The sequence below is a fragment of the Methylocapsa sp. D3K7 genome, from assembly GCF_029855125.1.
GTDB lineage: Bacteria > Pseudomonadota > Alphaproteobacteria > Rhizobiales > Beijerinckiaceae > Methylocapsa.
Genome location: NZ_CP123229.1, coordinates 816,968 through 837,852, shown reverse-complemented (window position 1 = coordinate 837,852; position 20,885 = coordinate 816,968). Strand labels below are relative to the sequence as shown.

At 59.1% G+C, this 20,885-nt stretch carries 14 protein-coding genes and 1 pseudogene; 8 read left to right on the top strand and 7 right to left on the bottom strand.

Annotated elements, in window-relative coordinates; translation table 11 throughout:
- Positions 1-745: 745 nt before the first annotated feature.
- Positions 746-1,327 (bottom strand): hypothetical protein, encoded by a 582-nt coding sequence (locus QEV83_RS03795; protein ID WP_280129934.1) that lies wholly within the window; start codon positions 1,325-1,327, stop codon positions 746-748.
- Positions 1,328-1,611: 284 nt separating this feature from the next.
- On the opposite strand from QEV83_RS03795, the gene QEV83_RS03790 reads away from it, so the two are divergent.
- The 3 genes from QEV83_RS03790 to QEV83_RS03780 all read left to right on the top strand — a co-directional run bounded on the left by QEV83_RS03790 (position 1,612) and on the right by QEV83_RS03780 (position 5,162).
- Positions 1,612-2,868 carry an IS256 family transposase gene (locus QEV83_RS03790; RefSeq protein WP_280129933.1) on the top strand — a complete coding sequence of 419 codons (1,257 nt, stop codon included), beginning with the start codon at positions 1,612-1,614 and terminating at the stop codon, positions 2,866-2,868.
- Positions 2,869-3,259: 391 nt separating this feature from the next.
- Entirely contained in the window at positions 3,260-4,561 is a 1,302-nt protein-coding gene (locus tag QEV83_RS03785) for an MFS transporter (RefSeq protein ID WP_280129932.1), read from the top strand.
- A 283-nt stretch (positions 4,562-4,844) separates the two neighbouring features.
- Positions 4,845-5,162, top strand: coding sequence for a hypothetical protein (locus tag QEV83_RS03780; protein ID WP_280129931.1), 318 nt, complete (start codon positions 4,845-4,847; stop codon positions 5,160-5,162).
- Positions 5,163-5,644: 482 nt separating this feature from the next.
- On the opposite strand, the gene QEV83_RS03775 is transcribed toward QEV83_RS03780, so the two are convergent.
- Positions 5,645-6,148 carry a cyclic nucleotide-binding domain-containing protein gene (locus QEV83_RS03775; protein ID WP_280129930.1) on the bottom strand — a complete coding sequence of 168 codons (504 nt, stop codon included), beginning with the start codon at positions 6,146-6,148 and terminating at the stop codon, positions 5,645-5,647.
- 133 nt (positions 6,149-6,281) lie between these two features.
- Here QEV83_RS03775 and QEV83_RS03770 point away from each other — a divergent pair, with 133 nt between their 5' ends.
- Positions 6,282-7,190: an AEC family transporter gene (locus tag QEV83_RS03770; protein WP_280129929.1), complete on the top strand. Its 909-nt coding sequence runs from the start codon at positions 6,282-6,284 to the stop codon at positions 7,188-7,190.
- Between the two features lie 273 nt (positions 7,191-7,463).
- Here the strand turns inward: QEV83_RS03770 and hrpB are convergent, their stop codons facing one another.
- Positions 7,464-9,938, bottom strand: a complete 2,475-nt coding sequence (hrpB, locus tag QEV83_RS03765; RefSeq protein ID WP_280129928.1) for an ATP-dependent helicase HrpB — start codon at positions 9,936-9,938, stop codon at positions 7,464-7,466.
- Positions 9,939-11,479: 1,541 nt separating this feature from the next.
- Between hrpB and QEV83_RS03760 the strand changes: the two genes are divergently transcribed.
- Positions 11,480-13,066, top strand: a complete 1,587-nt coding sequence (locus QEV83_RS03760; RefSeq protein ID WP_280129927.1) for a Spy/CpxP family protein refolding chaperone — start codon at positions 11,480-11,482, stop codon at positions 13,064-13,066.
- Positions 13,067-13,481: 415 nt separating this feature from the next.
- Positions 13,482-14,387, top strand: coding sequence for a DUF4239 domain-containing protein (locus QEV83_RS03755; RefSeq protein WP_280129926.1), 906 nt, complete (start codon positions 13,482-13,484; stop codon positions 14,385-14,387).
- Positions 14,388-14,760: 373 nt separating this feature from the next.
- Here the strand turns inward: QEV83_RS03755 and rpsU are convergent.
- The 3 genes and pseudogenes from rpsU to QEV83_RS03740 all read right to left on the bottom strand — a co-directional run bounded on the left by rpsU (position 14,761) and on the right by QEV83_RS03740 (position 18,236).
- A pseudogene (gene rpsU / locus QEV83_RS03750) lies at positions 14,761-15,028 on the bottom strand (30S ribosomal protein S21).
- Positions 15,029-15,504: 476 nt separating this feature from the next.
- On the bottom strand, positions 15,505-17,151 hold the full coding sequence (locus QEV83_RS03745) for an FAD-dependent monooxygenase (RefSeq protein ID WP_280129925.1): 1,647 nt from the start codon (positions 17,149-17,151) through the stop codon (positions 15,505-15,507).
- A 252-nt stretch (positions 17,152-17,403) separates the two neighbouring features.
- Positions 17,404-18,236 (bottom strand): IS5 family transposase gene (locus QEV83_RS03740; RefSeq protein ID WP_280129924.1). Its coding sequence is split into 2 segments (ribosomal slippage): positions 17,404-17,840 and positions 17,840-18,236, totalling 834 coding nucleotides; the frame shifts between segments, so codons are not numbered across the junction.
- A 191-nt stretch (positions 18,237-18,427) separates the two neighbouring features.
- Between QEV83_RS03740 and QEV83_RS03735 the strand changes: the two genes are divergently transcribed.
- Both QEV83_RS03735 and QEV83_RS03730 read left to right on the top strand, forming a co-directional pair.
- Entirely contained in the window at positions 18,428-18,697 is a 270-nt protein-coding gene (locus tag QEV83_RS03735; RefSeq protein WP_280129923.1) for a hypothetical protein, read from the top strand.
- Between the two features lie 195 nt (positions 18,698-18,892).
- Positions 18,893-19,069: a hypothetical protein gene (locus QEV83_RS03730; protein WP_280129922.1), complete on the top strand. Its 177-nt coding sequence runs from the start codon at positions 18,893-18,895 to the stop codon at positions 19,067-19,069.
- A gap of 125 nt (positions 19,070-19,194) precedes the next feature.
- Here the strand turns inward: QEV83_RS03730 and QEV83_RS03725 are convergent, their stop codons facing one another.
- The gene (locus tag QEV83_RS03725) at positions 19,195-20,757 is read right to left on the bottom strand and encodes a carboxypeptidase M32 (RefSeq protein WP_280129921.1); all 1,563 of its coding nucleotides are present in this window, start codon (positions 20,755-20,757) and stop codon (positions 19,195-19,197) included.
- Positions 20,758-20,885: the final 128 nt, after the last annotated feature.

Below are 20,885 nucleotides of genomic sequence, written 5' to 3'. Positions count from 1 at the left end.
GCGCTGAGAATAACAAAGCGGATAGTTACGGTAGAATACTTAAACGATCGGGCGACCCGTCGTTGGGGAGGATCGATGCCTGATGTAGGAATGCCATCAGTATTTTTAGATAGCGCAAAAATCCATCATTGAGCGAGAGGCGGCCTGTTTGTGCTGTTCGCTTCCACCTGCAACGTCGTCCGGGTGCCTGGTCTACGCCTAGGCGATGTTTTAATGAATGTTCTCACGATGCTGCTGAACTTGCCGTCGCGCGCCAGATAGTGCCTAGGCGTCTGAATGCTCAGGTCTTGTTCGCTGCGGGACCATTTAAGCTCAAGAGGAAATCGAAATGAGCGAACCACGGCCGCGCAAAAGCGCAGATCGGATAGGATGATAAAATAAATTCCCACTGAACTGCTTCGCTGCGCAACGTCTAGTCACACTATGAAATTTGCATATAGTGTGAAGGTAGAAGGCATTATCATTTTGCATATAAGTGCAAAGAATTTTTTCGCTGAAAATTCGTTCGCCGCGAAATCTCTCGAAATCACCCTCTAAGTGGTTGATCGCTCATTATGCTTCTCGATTATCTGGCTTGCAGTGTCTCCCGATACGAGAATGAGGCCAGAAAGGCCGAACGGCAACGTGAAGCGGCTCTTCTGAACGAGCACAACCATTTGCTGTCACGAGCGACGCCGATAATCGACGATTTGGCCAAGGTACGGGACGAAGGTTAGACACAAACGACAATTTGTCGCTTGCGTGCTCAGAGATTGTCGAGTTTCGCGCGCATCTTGTCTAGCGTCGAGGCGAACGGGGATTGCGCCGGGCCTTCGAGCGCCGGCAATGTCCTGGTGGCCTTGATGTCGATCGCTTCTCTCGCCCGGTCATCGAGGATTTGACGGCGCAAGGCCAGGGTTTCGTTCATGACCCGCGTCAGTACCGGCAGGCATTCGACAATCTTAGGCACGGTCGTCTCGTCCGTCTCATCCTCGGCCAGATTGGATAGGCGCTTGGCGAGCGCCGACGCTGTCTGGACGAAAAGATCGAGGCCCTGCGCACCGCCGCCCTCCAGATCTTCCAGCGTGACGTTTGCCTGGTCAATATATGGAACGGGCAGGGCGGTGGCGCCGGACGCGACAAAGGCGTCCCATGTATCGGCGCGCCGCCACTTTTCGAGCGCCCTGACGGTATAGGCGGGCAACCCCTCGCGGGCCAGCGTATCGCGGACGCTCGCCAGGGTGACCGGGAATTTGGTGCCGCGCAAGGCGACCGAGAGTTCGAGGTAAATCTGCTTGCCACGTCGCCGGGCAATGGCCGAGTCGTCTTTGCGGTTGCGGATGGTCATCTTAGCCTTCCTATTCGGTGATCGAGATCAGTTCCCTAAGATGGCGCCAAGCAGTATCATCTTACCCTTCCTCGGGCACCGCACGGACGCATCAACCCACACTGAAATCAGAGGGGCACCCTGTTGCCGACAGCCATGAGATCGCCGAGCGCTTCGGCAAGCATACAAGGACGTTTTACGGGCTATGGTGCCGTAGCCGGTGTGGTTGAAATTTGAAGGTGGCGTAATCTCCAGCTTGTGAAAGCTAACAGAATCGGCTTTGGCATGCCGACGGAGATCACGCCATGACAATGGATAGCATAAAGTCAGCGATCGGTTCTTCCGAAGAAGGACATTTTCTTTTCGATGATTGGTTCGATCCCCTGGAAAATGGGGTGCGCACGCGCATTCGGGGCTTCATCGAGGAGCTTCTCGAAGCCGAGCTGGACGCGGCACTGGGACGAGATCGGTATGAACGGCCTCGGGGGGGCGGCAATTTGCGGATAGGGGCTGTCGGCTCGCGCCACGGCCATCGGGAGCGTGGTCTGATGGGAACCTTCGGGGCGACGACCATTCGGGTGCCCCGGGCACGGCTGACGACCCCTGAGGGCAAGACGGCCGAGTGGCGGAATACGACCATCCCAGCCTACCAGCGGCGCACGAAGCGGGCAGACGCTCTGATTGCCGGAGCTTATCTGTCCGGGACCAACACGCGCCGGGTGCGCCGTGCACTGGCGGCGCTGTTCGGCGGCGCAGTGGGCAAGGACACCGTCAGCCGGGTTTGGCGCAAGACCAAAGGCGACTGGGACGCCTGGAACGCCCGCTCGCTCACCGATGAGCCGATCATCCGCCTTATTCTTGATGGCACAGTCGTGCGCGTGCGTCTTGACAAGAAGGCAACCTCTATCTCGCTGCTGGTGGCGCTGGGCGTACGCCGCGACGGCCAGAAAGTGCTTCTGGCGATCAAGAACATGGGCGGGGAAAGCGAAGCGGCCTGGCGAGCGGTGCTCGAAAATCTCGTCACGCGCGGGCTCGCCAAGCCCGCTCTCGTTATTGTCGATGGTGGGTCTGGCCTTGATAAGGCACTTGCGGCGCTTTGGCCCGACGCGCCGGTTCAGCGCTGCACCGTGCACAAGCACCGCAACCTTCTCGCCCACGCGCCAGACCGGCTGCACGAGGAAATCTCGGCTGACTACAACGACATGATTTACGCCAAGACGAAGCAAGAGATTGAGGCGAAGCGAAAGGTCTTCATCCGCAAATGGCGGCTCAAATGTCGCGCTGTCGCCGATAGCCTGGAAGAAGCGGGAGATCGATTGTTCACCTTCGCGCGCTTCCCCGAAAGCCAATGTAAATCGATAAGAACAACCAATGCCATTGAACGCTTGCACGAGGAATTCAAGCGGCGGATCAAGACGCAAACCGTCCTGCCAAGCGCTGAAACCGCCGCCATGCTTTTCTGGGACCTGCTTGCTTCAGGACAGATCGTAATGCGGAAGGTCGACGGCTGGACAAGCCTCTCCGAGAAGCCTTCCGACCGGATCATTGATCTCGCCGCATGATCCGATAAACTCAACCCGCTGGAGATCGCCTCACGCCAATTTCAACATCGACTGCGAACGGCACTCGGGCTATCGATAACCTATTGAAATCATTGCGAGCGCAAAATTGCGCCGTTGAACCGGACATAAACATCGGCCAAATGCCTCAGTCGTGATGGTGGGAAGGCCAACGTTATAGTAGCGTCCCTGCAGATTTTTGCTCACAGTTCCCGCCACTAATACAGCACCTCTGTAATTGAAGGCGGTCCGGCTTATCGTGCTTCGTCTTATTTAAGTCATCCAGCCGTCTCGCGAAAACGCTCAGCTCGCATGTGCCCTTTGTGGAAGAATGAGTGCCGTCAAAGAGGCAATTGATTGAAAAGACATTCCAAGAGAGGGAATAGAGTTGGAAATGCAGGAGGATCCAGTAAAAAACTCCCTCCTCTCCCATTTGTTGGCCGACCGACGTTACGCGGCGATGCTGGGGCTCGGCTTCAGCGCGGGCATTCCTTATCTGCTGGTCTATTCGACGCAATCCGCCTGGCTGTCGGAGGCGAAGGTTCCGATTGAGACGATCGGGCTGATGAGCGAGTTCACCATCGCTTACAAATTCAAATTCGTCTGGGCGCCGTTCCTCGACATATACGACGCGCCGATTTTCGGCGCCCTTCTTGGGCGCCGCCGCGGCTGGATCGTCGTTTCGCAGCTGGCCGTCATGCTGGCGCTCGCAGGCGTCTCCTTCGGCGATCCGGCTCATTGGATCGCCTACACCGCGGCGTTCTCCATCGCCCTCGGCGTCGCCGGGGCGACGCAGGACATCACGATCGACGGCTGGCGCATCACGTCGGTTCCGGTTGCGAAGCAATCTGTCATGACGGCGATTTCGGAGATGGGATACCGCGTCGGGACGCTCGCTGCCGGCGCCGGCGCGCTGCTGCTCGCCGATAGATACGGGTGGCGCTTCGCCTATCTCGGCATGGCGGCGCTGATGACGGTCGGAGCGATCTCCGCTTTCGTCGCGCCCGAGCCCGAGTCCGATTTCACAGTGCCTCATAACCATCGGGGTTTCGCCGCGACGGTGATCGCGCCGATCAAGGAGATGGTCGGACGGCTCGGGCCTTTGGCGCTTCCGATCCTCCTCATGGTCGCCGGCTTTCGAATGCCGGGCTACCTTTCAACCGCCATGTCGCTGCCCTTATTCAAAAGCCTGGATTATTCCGACACAGAAATTGCGACGGTCACCAAATTGTTCGGGTTCTGGATCGCGCTCGGAGCCACGTTTTTCAGCGCCCACATCATTCGCAGGATAGGCATGATGCCGAGCCTGCTGCTCGGCACGATCGCGGGATCAGCTTCCCATCTCAGCCTCGCCTGGCTCTCCGAAAGTGGCGGCGGCCATTTTTGGATCTTCGCCGTTGCGGTCAGCATAGAAGGGTTCGCCTACGCTTTCGCGCAGGTCGTGCTGATCAACTACATGTCGATGCTCACTGCGACGGAACTTGCCGCCAGCCAATACGCGCTTCTCACCTCGCTATGCGCTTTTCCCGGAAGCATCCTCGCCGGCGCCTCTGGCTTCGTGATCGCGAAAACTGGATTCACGATATTTTTCGTGCTGAGCTCACTGATCGGAATCCCAGTGGCGGCGCTATGCTGGTATGTATCGCGTCTGCACGCAAATGTGATACCAGACCCGGAGCGCCATGGATCCGCTTGATCGCCGCGCAAAGCTACATGGGGACTTCAAGCGTGCCAGATCAAGAGGTCAGTCACCGGTGACAGCTATCCGCGCGGCGAGACCGCGTTTGTAGTTTTGACAGAAAGCCCACAGTTGGCGTTAATGGACTTCGGTTGGTTGAGCACGAGCGGCTCGGATCGCTTATACGGCGAAGGGCTCTACACCTTTGTCGTGCACAACGCCGTCAGTCGACGTCATCACCTCGCCAATGTTCTCTGCCTTTAAATCTTTCAAGATTCTATGCTAGCGAGGGGCGACTTTCATGGGACGCAACGTCGAAGCAACGGTTGCAGTGACCGTGAATGATCAAGCATGGACCCGTGTATCCGACCTTCGGAACGCCCGGCCTGATGATCCCGTATTCGTGTTGGATCCAGAAAGCGGCAGGCTCACATTCGGCGATGGCACTCACGGTCGAACACCGGACGTCGGTGCCACCATCGGCATCGCTTATCGCGATGGGGCGGGGTCTGCCGTACATTTCTCCAAACGGACCGACGACGAGAGCGACCTGACGAAATTCTGGATCATTGTGCATCCGAGCCGCCAGGCAATCGGGTGGGGAGAGCGGTTGTGCTGATGTTATTCCCGTATGCTGTCGGACATGGCCGGATCGTGCAGTTACTTTGCATTTTGACTCCTAAGTTGCGACTCACGACGACTCTGGCGAACGGCCGGGTCGGGTGAAAACCGGACAGATAAGGCCGAGCCTGCGAAGCGCTGAATCGCGCCCATTTGGGCCGTCCAGCCGACCATAGCTGCTTCTCCAAAGCGGACATCCACCCTAAAGGTGTTCACGGCTATGATGGGTGGATTTGCGACGATCCGCTCTGGGACGGCGAGACCGAGAAGCGGACATTCGTCGTATGGCCCGCTCGGGCCGGAAGCAGTCGGTCAGTTCTGGATCCATCAGCATGCAGGGCGGGTCCTAGGTGCTGGCGTCGATGGCGACCGGCCCGACATCGAGCGGAGACCGCGTCCAGATTGACTTTGTCCCCGTGCATCGTTCCGGCTTTGGGATATTGACTTCGGATCGGTGCCCGAGTGCGACCTCGCGGGAATTCACCCGACGACTTTTGCATTCGTCCTGCGCAGTCGGATCGCGAGAATCCGGCCGAGCGCGAAGATCAGTTCGCGCGCGAGGGCCGGACTGCTCTGCTCGAATGCGACGTATTGGTCCGGGGTCATCGCCGCAACTTCGCAATCCTCCACCGCCCAGGCTCCAGCCGACCTTGGGCCGCCGTCGAAAAACGCCAGCTCTCCCAAGACCGACCCCGCTCCGACCAAAGACACGCGGCCCATGGTGAGCCCATCGCCTGAGTGCACAATGACTTCAAGGTCGCCATGCAGCACAAAGTAGAGCGTCCGGTCAGGCTCGCCGCGCCGGATCAGCGCGTCGCCGGCCATCACTCTGCGGATGCTCGTAAACCGGAACAGCTGTTTCCAGTCCTCGTCGCGCCAGCAGGGCAGCAGCAACGCGTCGCCCGGCGTCGCCGAAGAACCGCCCGCGCGAAAACACGCGATGGCGGCTTCGAGGCCCTCTAAAGAAATATTGTCTGCCGGCATGCTTAAGGTCATTTTGGCGAGGATGTCGCAGCGTACTGCAAGATGGCTTGTCTTACCAATTCCCGGTTTCGCCGCTTTGTATTGTCCCCCATAGTAGGCGCCGTTGCGGCCCCAGAGCGACTAGGGCGGTTCGATGAACAACTACCTGCTTCTGGCAGCCTGCTTCCTTCTTGGAATCCTCTTGCGCCGTTCGGGGCGCTTGCCGGACAACGCAGCGGCGTCGTTGAACGGGTTCGTCGTTCATATTTCGCTTCCGGCGCTGACCCTGACCTACGTGCATGGCCTGAAACTCGATACGACCCTGATCCTGCCCGCGTTGATGGCCTGGGTCATGTTTGGGATCGGATGCGGTTTCTTTTGGCTGGCCGCACGGCAGCTTGGTTTTTCACGGGCGACAACCGGGGGGCTAATGCTCACAGGCGGGCTAGCGAACACGTCGTTTCTTGGTCTGCCGATGATCGAAACGTTTTATGGCCCGCAGTTTCTTGGTCTCGGAATATTGATCGACCAGTTGGGGTCGTATTTTGTGCTCTCAACCCTCGGCATCCTGGTGGCCTCGCTGTATTCCTCCGGTGACAGCATCGATGCGAAGAAGGTGGTCCGAAAGATTGTGCTGTTCGCGCCCTTTCAAGCCTTCGTGCTCGCGTTGCTGCTCATGCCGTTCCAATACCCGATCTGGCTCGACGATCTGCTTAGGCGCCTGGGCGCTACGCTCGTGCCAATTGCTCTCGTATCGGTCGGCTACCAGCTTCACCTAAGCCAGATGCGGGGCAAGGCGTGTGCGCTGGCCGTCGGACTTGTCTTCAAGCTCGCGGTCGCCCCCGTGCTGGTCCTATTGCTATTTGCGGGTGTGCTGGGGGCCAAGGGGCAGGTGCTGAGTGTAACCGTGTTCGAGGCCGCGATGGGGCCGATGATTGGGGCGAGCATCGTCGCGATCGATCACGACCTGGACCCGCCGCTGCTCACGCTGATGGTCGGTGTCGGCATTCCGCTTTCCTTCCTGACGCTCCCCGTGTGGTGGCATTTGCTGAGTTTCCTCTGACCACTGTTGGTGCGACTCTGAAGTGTCTGATTGTTGCCAGCACGTCCGGATCTTGAGGAACATCGGACCAGTCTGGCACCCGGGCGAAACGTTGACAATTGACCCATGTACGTCGTTCACGAGCCTAACTATCCCTTCCAATACCGGTCGTTCGTTCAACGGTTCCCGACTCGCTTCGGAAGCCCCCTGATCGCCACGGGCGAAGGGAGAATAATTGATGCTATAGTCTTCAATATGGTCATACGGATTGCACGCTGCTGTAAGTTCATTCGATCACGTTCCGCGTGGCTTGGCCCGAGAGGTCGGAACTGCCGAGGTGGGATCGTCGGGCCAGGGATGCCGCGGATAGCGCCCTTTCATGTCGGCCTTAACCGCCGTCCACGATCCCTTCCAGAAACCCGGGAGATCGCGCGTGATCTGAATCGGCCGGTGCGCCGGCGAGAGCAAATACAGTGTGAGGGGCAGCTTGCCCTTGGCGATCGAAGGATGTTGCGTCAGCCCAAACAACTCCTGCACGCGGATGTGCAGGGTGGGCGCGGGTCCCGTCTCGTAATCGATGGCGTGATGATTGCCCGTGGGCGCCTCGAAATGCGTCGGAGCCTCTTCGTCCAAGCGCCGCTTTAAGTTCCATGGCAGCAGCGCATCGAGGGCCGCGCCGAGGTCATCAGCGCCGATCTCGGAGAGCTTCGTCTTACCAGCTAGGAAAGGGGCAAGCCATTCCGCGGCCGTCTTGGCAAGCGCTTCAATGGTCAGGTCCGGCCATTCGTCCTCTCCGGCCGCGCGCAAGAAGCCGACCCGGTCACGGAGCTGAATTTGCGCCTTGCTCCACGGCAGACGGCTCAGTCCGTGCTGTGCAATGCCGTCAGCCAGTAGACGCGCAGCCTCCTCGCTCGCGATTACCGCCTTGGGCTCGTTTGCGAGCAGGATGGCGTCAAGACGGCGGACACGGCGCGACCTCAGCGCGCCTGCGCTTTGATCGAACTCGATCTCGTCCTTCTCGCGGATGCGATGACTGGCGGCAGCGAGAATGTCCGCTTCATTAGCTGAGGTTGCGAGCAGGATGCGCGTTGACCCCGCTGATCCCGACAGCTCGGCAGAGACGAGGAAAGGTGATCGCGCCAAAGGATGAGTCGAATCAAGGCTGGCGCCGCGGCCATTGGCGAGGAGAAAGTGGCCCGGTGCGCCACGTGCTTTGCCGATGCGCTCCGGAAAGGCGAACGCCAGCGTGCGCGCGACCGACATGTCCTCACGAGGCTCTTGTGCCGAGCGCCCCGCATTTGCCATCTGGGCCCAGCCGACAGCTAGCTTTCGCATCTCACTCGCGCGACGCGAGCGGTCACGGCGGAAATCTTCTAGCCGATATGCGAGATCGACATCATTGCCGCCTAACCCGCGTTCCACCATAACCGCAGCGATCTCGGCAGCCTTCTCTGCCTGGCCCACCTCGGCTGCAAAAATCACCATACGAGCAAGCCGGGGAGGCAGAGGCAGCGACCTGAGCCGCCTCCCCATGGCCGTGATGCTGCCTCTTTTGTCTAGCGCTTCCAACTCCATCAGTTCCTCGCGCGCGGCGTTTGTGGCGGCGGCCGACGGTGGATCGATCCAAGACAGCAAGAGCGGATCGGTTGTTCCCCATTCCGCGCAGTCGAGCAACAGGGCTGTAAGATCGGCAGAGCGAATCTCGGGCTCGGCGAAAGCTGGAAGGCTCTGCGTTTGCGGCTCGTCCCACAGGCGAAAGCAGACACCTGGCTCGGTACGGCCAGCGCGGCCCCTCCGCTGATCGGCGGCGGCACGAGACACGCGCACAGTCTCGAGCCGTGTCACGCCGACGTCCGGCTCGAAACGTGGAACTCGCGCAAGACCACTGTCGATGACGACATGCACGCCCTCGATGGTAACCGACGTCTCGGCAATCGAGGTCGCGAGCACCACCTTGCGCACTCCCTTGGGTGCTGGCTTGAGTGCGAGGTCCTGCGCTTTCATGTCCATCGCCCCGTAAAGCGGGGCAAGCACGATTGTCGGATCGCTGATGCGCTCCTGCAACCGCTCCTCAACCTGCCGGATCTCGCTTTGGCCCGGCAGGAACGCCAGGATTGAACCGGATTCCGTCCGCAAGGCCCGCATCACCGCGTCTGCCATTTGGTCCTCGATGCGCGCGTTGTCAGCACGGCCGAGATAACGCGTCTCGACCGGGAACGCGCGACCTTCGCTGGCGATGATGGGAGCATTGCCGAGAAGTTGGGCGACCCGAGCGCTATTTAGCGTCGCCGACATTGGCAGGATGCGCAGGTCATCGCGTAAGCCGCACTGGCAGTCGAGCGCGAGGGCAAGTCCCAGATCGGCATCGAGCGAGCGCTCGTGGAACTCGTCGAACAGCACCGCGCCGATCCCGGAAAGCTCAGGATCATCGAGGATCATGCGGGTAAAGACTCCCTCCGTGACGACCTCGATACATGTATTCGGCCCTGATTTCGAGACCATCCGCGCACGCAATCCGATCCGCCCTCCGATAGCCTCCGACAAGGTGTGTGCCATGCGCTCGGCGGCAGCCCGCGCGGCAATGCGCCGCGGTTCCAGAACCAGGATCTTTCGACCCAGGAGCCAGCTTTCATCCATCAAGGCGAGAGGGACGCGTGTCGTTTTACCAGCGCCGGGTGGGGCGACTAGGACGGCAGATCTGTGCGCGGCCAAAGCCGTTGTCAATTCAGCCAGGACGGCGTCAATCGGAAGCGGAGTGGCAAACTTCATGGCTGTTGTTTCTACTGCCAGATCCGTATCGCAAGCACAATCTGGGCGGGTCATCAAGCGCATAAAAGACTAGATGTAAGCGGCTAAAGTGATGACAGGGCGACATCAGGCATGCACGATCGGAAAGGCGGTTTAGCCGCCTCGGTCCAGACGGACAGGTCGCGACATGTTCGAGGATTCAAGCAATGCTCTCTTCTCTCGCGGTATTAAGATACTCAAAATTGACAGGACACTCGTTCTCGTCTCCGCCGGAGCAGGTTTATCATTTATTTCGGCTCGCCTCAGGGCACCGGCCGTGAAGCTGGCGCAGGTCGCCGACATGGAATTCTTTAGAACGTGCAGTCTTCTGTGTTTGCGTGAACGAGATGACGACCTCAACGCATTCATTAAATTCGCCGAAAGCCATTGCTGGACGGTTTAGGAACTGACCAGAAGCTGTAGACCATGGGCATCATGAGTCGCAGACCAAGGACAAACCAGCCAGCCGTAATACACAAGACATATGTTCATGCTGGCGATTGACCTTTGCGAACATGTACTTGTCGAAGACTCGGGGTTATTTCCGGAATTGGCGCAAGGCGGCCGAGGTTGGGAAGAGAAGGATCGCTCTTTTCCGAACGCACGAGACTTGCGAAGCGAATGTCCAAAACTTCGTTTTCGGACCGGGAACCGGACCTTCCCCTTCTGGCCAGCCGCTTCTGTTTCGCGCCCAATTGCATCCTCCAGCCGACCGTAGCCGCTTCTCCAAAGCGGACGTCCACCCTAAGATGTTTACGGCTTTGATGAGTGGAAAGCGGAGATTCGGTCAAGCCGCCAGAATGTTGCCAGTGCGCCAGAAGTGGAAATTCCCGCGTCACTGAAGATGAAGATGCTTCCTGTAAGATAGCGCGCCTTCGACCAGGACGGCTTCGTTCTCGACGTTTGATCCAAAGTCCACGAGACCGAGCAGCCGTAGGGCGGCTCATGCGCAAGATTCTGCGGCACGCAGTAAAATCGCCTCGCGTTATGATAAGCTCTACGAGCGCTGCGTGAACGGCGCTGGAACTACGAATTGAGCTACGGCTTCTGATCGCACAATCGCCGGAAAAGTCACGTCTGCCAACGAGGCAAAAGAGCGGATCATGAAGCGGTTCACATCACCGCGACAGGTCCAGAGGTTCCTATCCATTCACGTTTCAAGTCACCAATTTTAGTCACTTTCCCTGTCGCAAACTTTTGGCCCCCAATTATAGCGCCGCTCGCGCCGGGGTCTTTGCGGTCCGGCCGAAATCGTGGCCGTTCTGCGCGTCACATGAATTCGTAATCGCATGCGTAAATCGCGTCCATTTTGTTGACGATGCGCTTTAGATTATAAAGGCTTAAGCCATACTTAAAGTTCCATGGAACGCGCGGAACCGTCCGTGCGTTGGCTGTGTGCGCAGGGGTGTCATAGTCCCGAAGCGGCAGGGGAGAAGAGCGCCATGACTCGCCGTATGCTGAAAATTCTCGGAGCGGCGATCGCGCTCGGGTTCGGCCTCGAAGCCTCGTTTACGCCGGGTGCGATGCCTGGCGTGATGAGCGAAGCATTTGCCTTTGGGCACGGTGGATTCGGTGGTGGCGGTCACTTCGGCGGTTTTGGCGGGGGCCACTTCGGAGGCTTCGGTCATTTTGGAGGTTTCGGCGGCTTCCATCACTTCGGCGGCTTCCGAGGCGGCCATTTCGGAGGCATGCACTTCGGCGGCAGGCACTTCGGCGGCGGGCACTTCGGTAGCAGGCACTTCGGAGGGGGTCATTTCGCCCGCAGCCATTTCGGTGGACGGCAGTTCGGCGGTCGCCACTTTGGCGGCGACCGTTTTGGGCACGCAAACTTGGCAGGGCAGCGGTTCGGCGGCGCTGGCGGCCTAGGCGGCCGGACTGCCTTCGCCCATAACGGGTTCGGTGGCCGCGAGATTGGCCGATTCAACGGCGTCCACAGCTTCGACCCGCATGGCTTCAATCGCAACGCCTTCGGCAGCATGGCCGCATGGAATTCTTGGGGCAACAATTATTGGGGCGCCGGCTGGAACGATTGGGGTAGCGGATGGGGCTATTGGGCAGGACCGGTTTTCTGGCCCTTCTTTTTCGGTGATGCGCTGACGTTCGCGCTCTGGCCCTATGCCTTCTACGACCCCTTCTTCGCCTACGGGCCCGACTTGTTGCTGACCAGCATCTTCTGGCCGGGCCCCTTGTTCTCCCCCTATTATGCCTACACTCCCTATTACGATGGGGGAAACAGTCTGTTCAACATCTACGGCAACGTCCCATCTGCGAACGGCAACGCCTCTTACGGCTACGATGAGGGGCGCCATTATCGTCACCATCATCGGCTTTATGCCGCTCGCTCCGTGGCGCATGCTAACCTTGAGGCCCGCTCCAACAGCGCAATGACCTGTGGTGGCCTGGCCCCCAGTGTCGTCAGCTTGCCGATTGACCAGATTGACAGGGTGATCCGGCCTACTGAATCGCAAGTGGCAACGCTGGACGATCTCAAGGCGGCATCCGCAAAGGCCGATAACATCTTGCGGGTTTCGTGCCCGACAGAAGTCCCGCTCACGCCGATTGCGCGACTCGATGTCGTCATGAAACGAATCCAGGCGATGAGTCAGGCCGTACAGATCCTACGCCCATCGCTTGCGACGCTCTACAATTCTTTGGATGACGAGCAGAAAGATCGATTCGCGGCCATCGGCACGCAGACCGAGTATCGGCGCGCCGGAATGGCACGAGAAGAATCACCGTCAGGCAATCTCGGCGGTCTGTGCAAGCTGCAGACGGAGAACTTCACGCAATTGCCGGTGCAGCGCGTCAAGGAGTTGATCAAACCGACCGAACAGCAGAATGCCGCTTTCGACGCGCTAAAATCTGCCTCGGCCAAGGCCGCCGCGGACCTCAATTATTCCTGCCCAACTGACATTCCACAGACACTGATGGGCCGGCTCGATGCGGTGGGCAAACGCCTTGATGCCCTTGCCGACGCCGTCAACACTGTCAAACCCGCGCTGACCGATTTCTACAACTCGTTGACCGACGAGCAGAAGGCGCGCTTCAATGTGATCGGCCGAGCCTCACCTTCGGCTACGCCGCAAGGGGAAACGAGATCCGGCGGCTGAGAATGGCCGCGATATTTGACAATGCGCGTGGGGTCAAAGAGGCCAGTTGCGCCAAACAGTGCAGATCGCGTCTCAGGTACCTCTAGTAAGCTCAAGTACGAGCGGAATAAGCAATTCCCCGCCGAGAAGTCCGCTTTGGCGGAATTATATTAGCTATTCGGCACTCGTCGGTGCATGGCCGCTCGTGGCGCGACTCCGAAGTGTCTGAGTGCTATCCACGCGTCCGGTTATTGAGTTAAACCGGATCGGTCCGACACACGTGCGGAACGTCGAAAATGACCTAAACTGGACCTGCCGCCGGGGGCACAGTTTATTTTGCACAATCGACAAGTCGGGCGGACGTCACCTCATTAAGCTGCTTGCGAGCCGAGCGGCCGTATCTACGAATGGGCGAATACGGCCAAGGGGCAATAAAATGAGCGACTGGCTGCATAATCTCCCAGTCCTATGGATGGCACTGGTTGTTTTCGGCCTTACATACCTGGTCGCGGCCGCAATCCATGCAATCGTCGCGGTCCTCGCGGTTGGCGAGCGAGCGCGCTCATTTAAGGCCGTCTCACCCGGCATGCTGCCGCCACTGGGTATCATCTTCGGCCTTTTCGTCGCGTTCACCGCTGCGCAGGTCTGGAACGATACCGAACGGGCCAATGTGGCAGTCAACCGGGAGGCTAGTGCTCTAAGATCTGTCGTAATCCTCGCCGCCAGCTTTCCGGGAGAGCCCGAGGTGCGGTTGCGTGCGCTGATCCGCCGCTACATTGAGGAAGCCGCAACTCAGGAGTGGCCTATGATGGCCCGGCACACCGCCACGCTGAGCATCTACCCACGCGCGCTCGGCGAGGCGTTGCAGCTGACTCTTGCTCTCGCGCCCAGCAACCTGGGCCAACAGACCGCACAGCGTGAGATCACCACCGCACTTGAAAGCGCGTTGGATGCGCGTCGCCAGCGCATTCTCACCAGCCGATCCGAAGTCAATTTGGTTAAGTGGGCATGTCTGGTCCTGCAAGCAGTCTGCGCCCTCCTGGCGATCGCCATCGTTCACAGCGATAACCGGCTCGCCTCTACGATCGCGATGGGAACCTTTGCAACCGGGGTGGCCGCGTCCGTGTTGCTGATCCTTGCTCACGACCGCCCATTCCTTGGGGAGATTTCGGTCGGGCCCCAGCCGCTACTTCAGATCATGCCGGAGGTGAACACCGCCCCACAACCCACCGAACAGTCTCGATCGCCCCCGGCTGTCATGCCGCAGGCGGACATCGCCCCACAACCCAGCGAGCCCCCGGCTAGAACCTCCAACAAACCGCCGAGGCGGCGGGGACAGTGACGCAGCGGTGGAAGCTTGAGCGCATTGCCGAGATTGTTCTGCGCGCGCCGCTCCAATGGGGGGACGTCATCAGATGGCCGAGACACAACGCGGCTGGGGCTCTTTTCGCGCCGAGCACCCGGTCCGACGGGACAGCCCATGTTGATTTCTGCACGATGCCGAAGGACCGCTTTGGGGTCGGACTGTGCCATTTGGCCAAGGTCCTCTTTTCCATCTCATCGCCCGAAAGCCGTCATGCCCCTTTCGGCCCGCCGCTTCTATTTCGCGCCCAACCAGGTCGTTCGAGGGTTATCGTGTGGAACGCATAAGCGGACATTCCCAGCGAAGCCGCTGGGGCCGTTCACTGAGTCGCTTTGTCTCGACGTCGAGGCTTCTATAGCTGAGCGAAAGCTGGCTTGCGTTGGCCGGGTGCTGGTGTTTTCGGTTTGGGGGCGGCAATCAAACCATCGCGAATAGCAGTCTTGCGGGCGAGCTTGCGAGCGCGGCGAAATGGCGTCCGCTTTCTCCCGCACTTTTCTTTCAGACGGCTTTTCATAGGCGGACCGGAGCTTCATCTCTCGGAATATTCCCTCGCGCTGCATTTTTTTCTTCAGGAATTTCAATGCCTGGTCGATGTTATTGTCGCGGACTGTAACGAGCAAAATATCTCCAATCTGACTCTGGCCAACCGTACGCGCGGCACATGAAGCCGTCACGCCACCCCAAGGTCGCCACGCTCTGCCCCTTGAGTCAGCGCCACCATAGCACGTTTCGCCTTCCAATTTCGGTGCAATTTGGTCGCTTGTGTTGTATTCTTTTTCGCTGGAGCTGGAGTTCCTTGACCTTGCTCGCCTAGTTGCAGGTGAGCATGGTGACGTCGACGCCGCGAGCGCGCAGCGCTCCGGGCGTTTCGATTGTCCCCGCTCTCCGAAGCAGTCGTTCACGAAGCTGGGGCGCCGACTGCAGAGCGCCCAATCAAGCCTTTCAATGAATAGTCGCCGCTCCTCCGAAGCGGACGCTTCGCCCTCGAGCTTCCCGCCTGCTAGAGGTGGAAAGCAGAGCTCTGGTTATTGGTCACACCGACAATGCTGCGCGCAGATCGTGTCCAACCTCACTTCCGCCTAACGGCGGCTCAAGATCAGTCGCTATCTGCGGAACGACTACAGTTGATTACTGCCCTTCGTTCCGCGCCGACGTTGGGCACCAGATAGGTCGTCAGGTGGGCGTCCATGGCGTCCATTGTCGTTTCGTTGGCGGGTGTGGCACGGAACCCGATGAAGCCGTCCGGCCGAATGAGGATGGCACCGCCGTTAGGCACGCCGGCCTTGGTCGCATCGAAATGCGCGCTTGAAGCATCTACAATCGAGACGAGTTTATCCCAGCGGGCGCGGAGATAGTCCAAGCGAGGCGCCTCGCCGAACACGATCAGATGGTGGCACGTACCGCTTAGGCTTAAGCAGGCGGGGAAACGGTCTCCCGGTGACGGTCCTTCGACGACTGCGCCGGCCTGACCGACGAGCGCGCTTCCCGCGTAGGAAACATCAAGCATCGACCGTCTGCGTGCCGCAGCCACGTTCTGTGCCGGATCCCGCGGCGGCAGGGTCGGCGCGCCACCGCCGTCGCACATCGCGACAAGCTCCATCACAAGGCTGTGAACCTCGTCCGATACTTCCAGCACGTGGTGGTCGGCAAGCCCCCGTTCGATTGCATAGCTGTCGAGTAGTGATGGTTGCGCCGCGCCGAGTATGACAAGGGCGAGTTTCCAGGCGATGTCAGCCGCGTCCATAAACGCTGCGTTGATTCCCTCCCCGCCGAGCTGACTGGACAGATGGGCGGCGTCGCCCAACAGGAAACGCCGCCAATCGCTCATCCTCTCAACGTCACGCTTGTGCATCTTGAAATAGGAAACCCATCGGAGATCGCTCAACCCCACGTCAACCCCGATCCGGGCATTGAGCAGCGCGCTCAAATCAGCTGCCGTAGGAAGCTCGCGCCGCTTATCAGCCTCGTCGCGATTGACAAAAATAAGCCAGCGGTCATCAGGCAGCGGCGAGAACAGTCCGAACCCAGTAGACCCCACAATGACGCGGCCGCATTCGGGTGGGCAGGGAAGTCGAAACTTCACATCGGCGACCACATATCGACCGTCATAGGTTTCTCCCGCGAGATGTTCCTGCATCGAATGGCGTGTTATGCTATGGCCACCGCCTGCGCCTAGAACGTAAGCCGCCGTGACGAGCTCCGTTCGCCCGTCGGTTTCGAGCGTCATGCGCAGGTCGGCCGGAACATCTTCGATCGATGTGACATTGGTGCCGAATTCGATCTCAAGGCCAAGCCTCTTTAAATGTTCGCGCAGGATTGCCTCGGTGCGACATTGCGGAAGGCTGCACTGAAACTCATACGTGCAGCCAACATCCTCGAAACTCGACTTCAAGATCTCCTGTAAACCCGGACCTAAGAGTTGAATGTGCCTGACGCGCACGCCTGCGCGAAGGAACGGTTCGATCAGGCCGGCCCGGTCAAGAATCTCCAGCACCGCCGGCTGGAGGGCTGTCCCGCGAGTCTCGCCATGCGGCGCAAGCCTGCGTTCCACGATGCGCGGCTTGACGCCATGGCGCAGAAGTTCGCAGGCTGCGAACAATCCCGCCGGACCTGCCCCCACGATCAGGACGGTCGGTGCGGGTGCGGACTCACCCATTTTGACGCGAACGCTGCAACACGGCATTTCCTCGCTGGATGGCTCATTCGCCCGTTCCGAGGGCAGTGTAGTCACTGTCGCCGGCATTCTGCAATGCTCTTCCCAAGTCGGCTTGCGTCCGCTTTCTCGGGTCGCTCGCTCGGAAGCAGTCCGTCCCCTTTCGGCCCAAAGCAGTCGCCGCTGCTGTTCCGGCGGTGTGTCAACGCCGGCACGACGCAGCGGGTGCGCCTGAAGGCCGATCGGAACATCAGCTTTTCCGCCACGTCAAATGCATTATTTTTCCACGACCGAAGCATCAGGGCGCCGTCACCAACACTTAGAGCCTGACTCAAAAGACAACTATCGGGCGAGTCGTCTGATGGCGATCTGGATCGAGGCGAGAGCGAAGAAGGCTTGAAGCGTTGCGGCGAGATTTTCCCAATCCTTGGCGAGGCGGCGGTTGCGCCCGAACCATGAGAAGGTTCTTTCGACAACCCAGCGGCGCGGCAGCAAGACGAAGCCATTCATGTCGTCGCTGCGCTTGACGATCTCAATGCGCAGCGAAGGAACCTTCGCGACCGCCGCGTCAACCTGATGTGCGTTGTATCCGCTGTCCGCCCACAAGAGTTCGAGCCAGGGGAAGCTGTTGCGGATTTTATCGAGCACGAACGCGGCTCCATCACGATCTTGGACGCCCGCCGAATGAATGACGATACGCATCGGCAAACCTTGCGTATCGACCAACGCATGAATTTTGCGTCCCTTCACTTTCTTGCCGGCGTCATACCCGGTCAGACGGTCATGACCGCCCCTTTTTCCGCCGACTTCAAGGATCGACTGTCGATGATCGCGGCCGAGGCGATCGCTTCACGCCCCATGACTTCACGCAAATCCATATGCAATCGTTCCCAGATCGCGTCCCAGGTGCCAGCTTTCTGGAAGTTGCGAAAGATATTGTAGACAGTCGAGCGCGGCGGAAATCCCTCGCGAGGAAGATAACGCCATGGGCAGCCGGTGCGAAGGAGATAAAGAATGGCGTTGATCGCTTCGCGCATATTGGTTTCGCGCGGACGCCCACCGGGTTTGGCGGGCGGGATCAATGGTTCAAGACGCACCCATTCGCCATCTGTCATATCGCTCGGATAACGCTTCTCGACCCGCTGGTAAATCTTGCGGTGCTGCTCAGTCCACATTCCGAATCATCCTCCGACGCTTCGGAATCTCGGGAATCACGCAACCAGCGCGAGCGCAACAACCTTTTGGGTCAGGCTCTTAGCCTGATAGCTGTACCGGATGACTGAAGGACACGATTGACCAAATCGTGTCAGAGATAATCTTTAAGGGGGGTGCGTTGAGCCTCCATTACCGGCAAAGGGCGCAAACCATGAGCGATCAATTGACGGTGGAAAAACAACAGCGGGGAGAGGCGGCGGACGCCGCGATCAAGGCCGCTATCGCTTCCGAGTGGCAGCGCTGTATCGACCGCGTGCTGACCTATGCCGCGCTAAGGGATCAGGCTGCCGTCAATCTGGATAAGGCCCAAGACGGCGCCGGCCCCGAGAAGCCGAGCGAGGGAGCGGCGGAGCGTGTGCGAATGCAGGCGGAGGTGGCGCGCGACATAGCCGCTTTCTTGGCCGAGGAGACGCTTCGCTAATCCAAGTCTCGGAATGGAGGAGTCCGGACTTTCAGATGAAAGAAATGAACTCCGGGGCCGGCTCGATTATGTTCCATCGAGTGAGCCGCTGACGACCCCGCACAAGAGCGAATTGAAGTCTGACGCCAATTCGACGACGGTCGAGGTCGTGTTCTGCTGGAGTGTCGTGGAATTGGCTCACCCACAGTGGTTTTCATGTCTGGTCCGAAGGCCTCCGGCGAAGATTGGAACATCGCCGAGAATCAAGCGCCAACGGTGTTTGCAGCACCAGCCGCGGCGCCGGGCCACGCCTGTGCGCTTGCGTTCCGGATCGCCGACGTTTCGATGGGCGTAAGGTCAGATCTACCGGCGCTGATGGCCAAGACAGCTTGAAAATTTGTTGGTATCTTTGTTGGTATAAAAATTTATTTTTTGCAGAATTATCTTTTATTTTCAAGTATTTATTCATGTTATTAGGCTCCTGCTCAGGGAGCCAAATCTCGTTGGTCCAGCTGGTCTTAACGGCCGCCCGTACTTGCCCGTCGATTGCCTTCGCCGGTCGGCGGTAAGTGGTAAAGCTCGCCATATTTGGTACGAAGATACGCGAGATAGGGCTCGATGCTCATCGGGCCGCCCGTCGCCTGCATGACCACCTCACCCGGCTGGAACTTACGCCCATGCTCGTAGAGGTGCTTGCGGAGCCAGCCGTGAAGGGTTCCGAATTTCCCCTTCGCGATCTCGGCCGGGATGCCGGGACAGGCGTTGAGGGCGGCGGCATAAAACTGCGCACTGAGAATATTGCCTATGGTGTAGCTCTGAAATCCGCCGCCGACGCTGCCCGCATACCAATGCACATCTTGCAGACAGCCATCACGATCGCCATCGGGCGTAACGCCGAGATCGGTGCGCATTCGGGCACGCCAAGCTTCGGGGAGATCCTTGACGCGCAGACTGCCTTCGAGCAAGTCCAGCTCAAGGTCGAAACGCATCATAATGTGGAGGTTATAGGTGACCTCGTCGGCATCCGTGCGGATCAAGGAGCGTTGCACCTTGTTGATCGCCCGGTAAAAGGTCTCGAAACTTGTCCGGCGGAACTGATCAGGAAAACGATCTTGCAAAATAGGGAAAAAATGCTCCCAAAACGCACGGCCACGGCCGACAACATTTTCCCAAAGCCGCGACTGGCTCTCGTGCACGCCGACCGATGTTCCCGATCCGAGCGGCGTGCCATCGAGCGCGGTGGCAACGCCTTGCTCGTAAAGCGCGTGACCGGACTCGTGCATGGTGGAGAACAGTGCGTCCCCGAAAAGCTTTTCGTCAACGCGGGTTGTGATCCGGACGTCCCCCGTCGAGAATTTTGTGCAAAAAGGATGATGTGTCTTGTCGAGCCGTCCGCGATCAAGGTCATAGCCAAATTGCTTGACCACCAAAAGGCTATAATCCAGCTGCGTCGTCTCAGGGAATGAGCCACGCAAGCAGCCGTCACTGGGGACAGGCTGTTCGGCGATGGCGCGCACGATCGGCTGCAATTCGCTCCGGAGTTCGGCAAAAAGCGAGCGGATAGACGCTGTCGTCATACCTTCCTCGGCGGCATCGATCAACGGATCGGCAACATGCTGATAGGGCGCAAAAAAACCCGCATATTCACGGCTAAGTTCAACGGCCTGTTCCAGGAACGGCCGCATGGTTGCAAAGTCGTTCGCCGGCCGTGCCCGCGTCCAGGCATCATAAGAGGATGAGCCGAGGGCGCTGGCCCTGGCGACATAGGCGCTTGGGACTTTGATCGCCTTTTCGAAGTCGCGGCGGGCGACCCGTATCAGGCTAGCCTCATCGGATTGATAAGGTAGATCATCGGCATATGGCGCAAGTTCGTCGAGTAATTTGCCGAGCGCCGGATCGATGGATTTCTCGTGCGCAAGCTTGCTGAGCGTCGCGCCCTGGCGAGCCCGCGCGGGAGCGCCACCTCTTGGCATATAGGTGGACTGATCCCAGCCGAGCAGCGCTCCCGCGCCCGCCAGGTCGCTGATTTCAAGCAGGCGGAGTTTGAGTTCCGCAAGTTTGGTCTCGGCCGTCTTGGTCATTTGAGAAGACTCCCGGGCGAGAAATTATTCAATCCGGTGTAACGCAAGAACGTTGCGGCAATTTCCTTGAACGTTTCATCAAACGGTTGCCAAACATTCGTGCGAACGATAGGAAACCGCTATCTTTT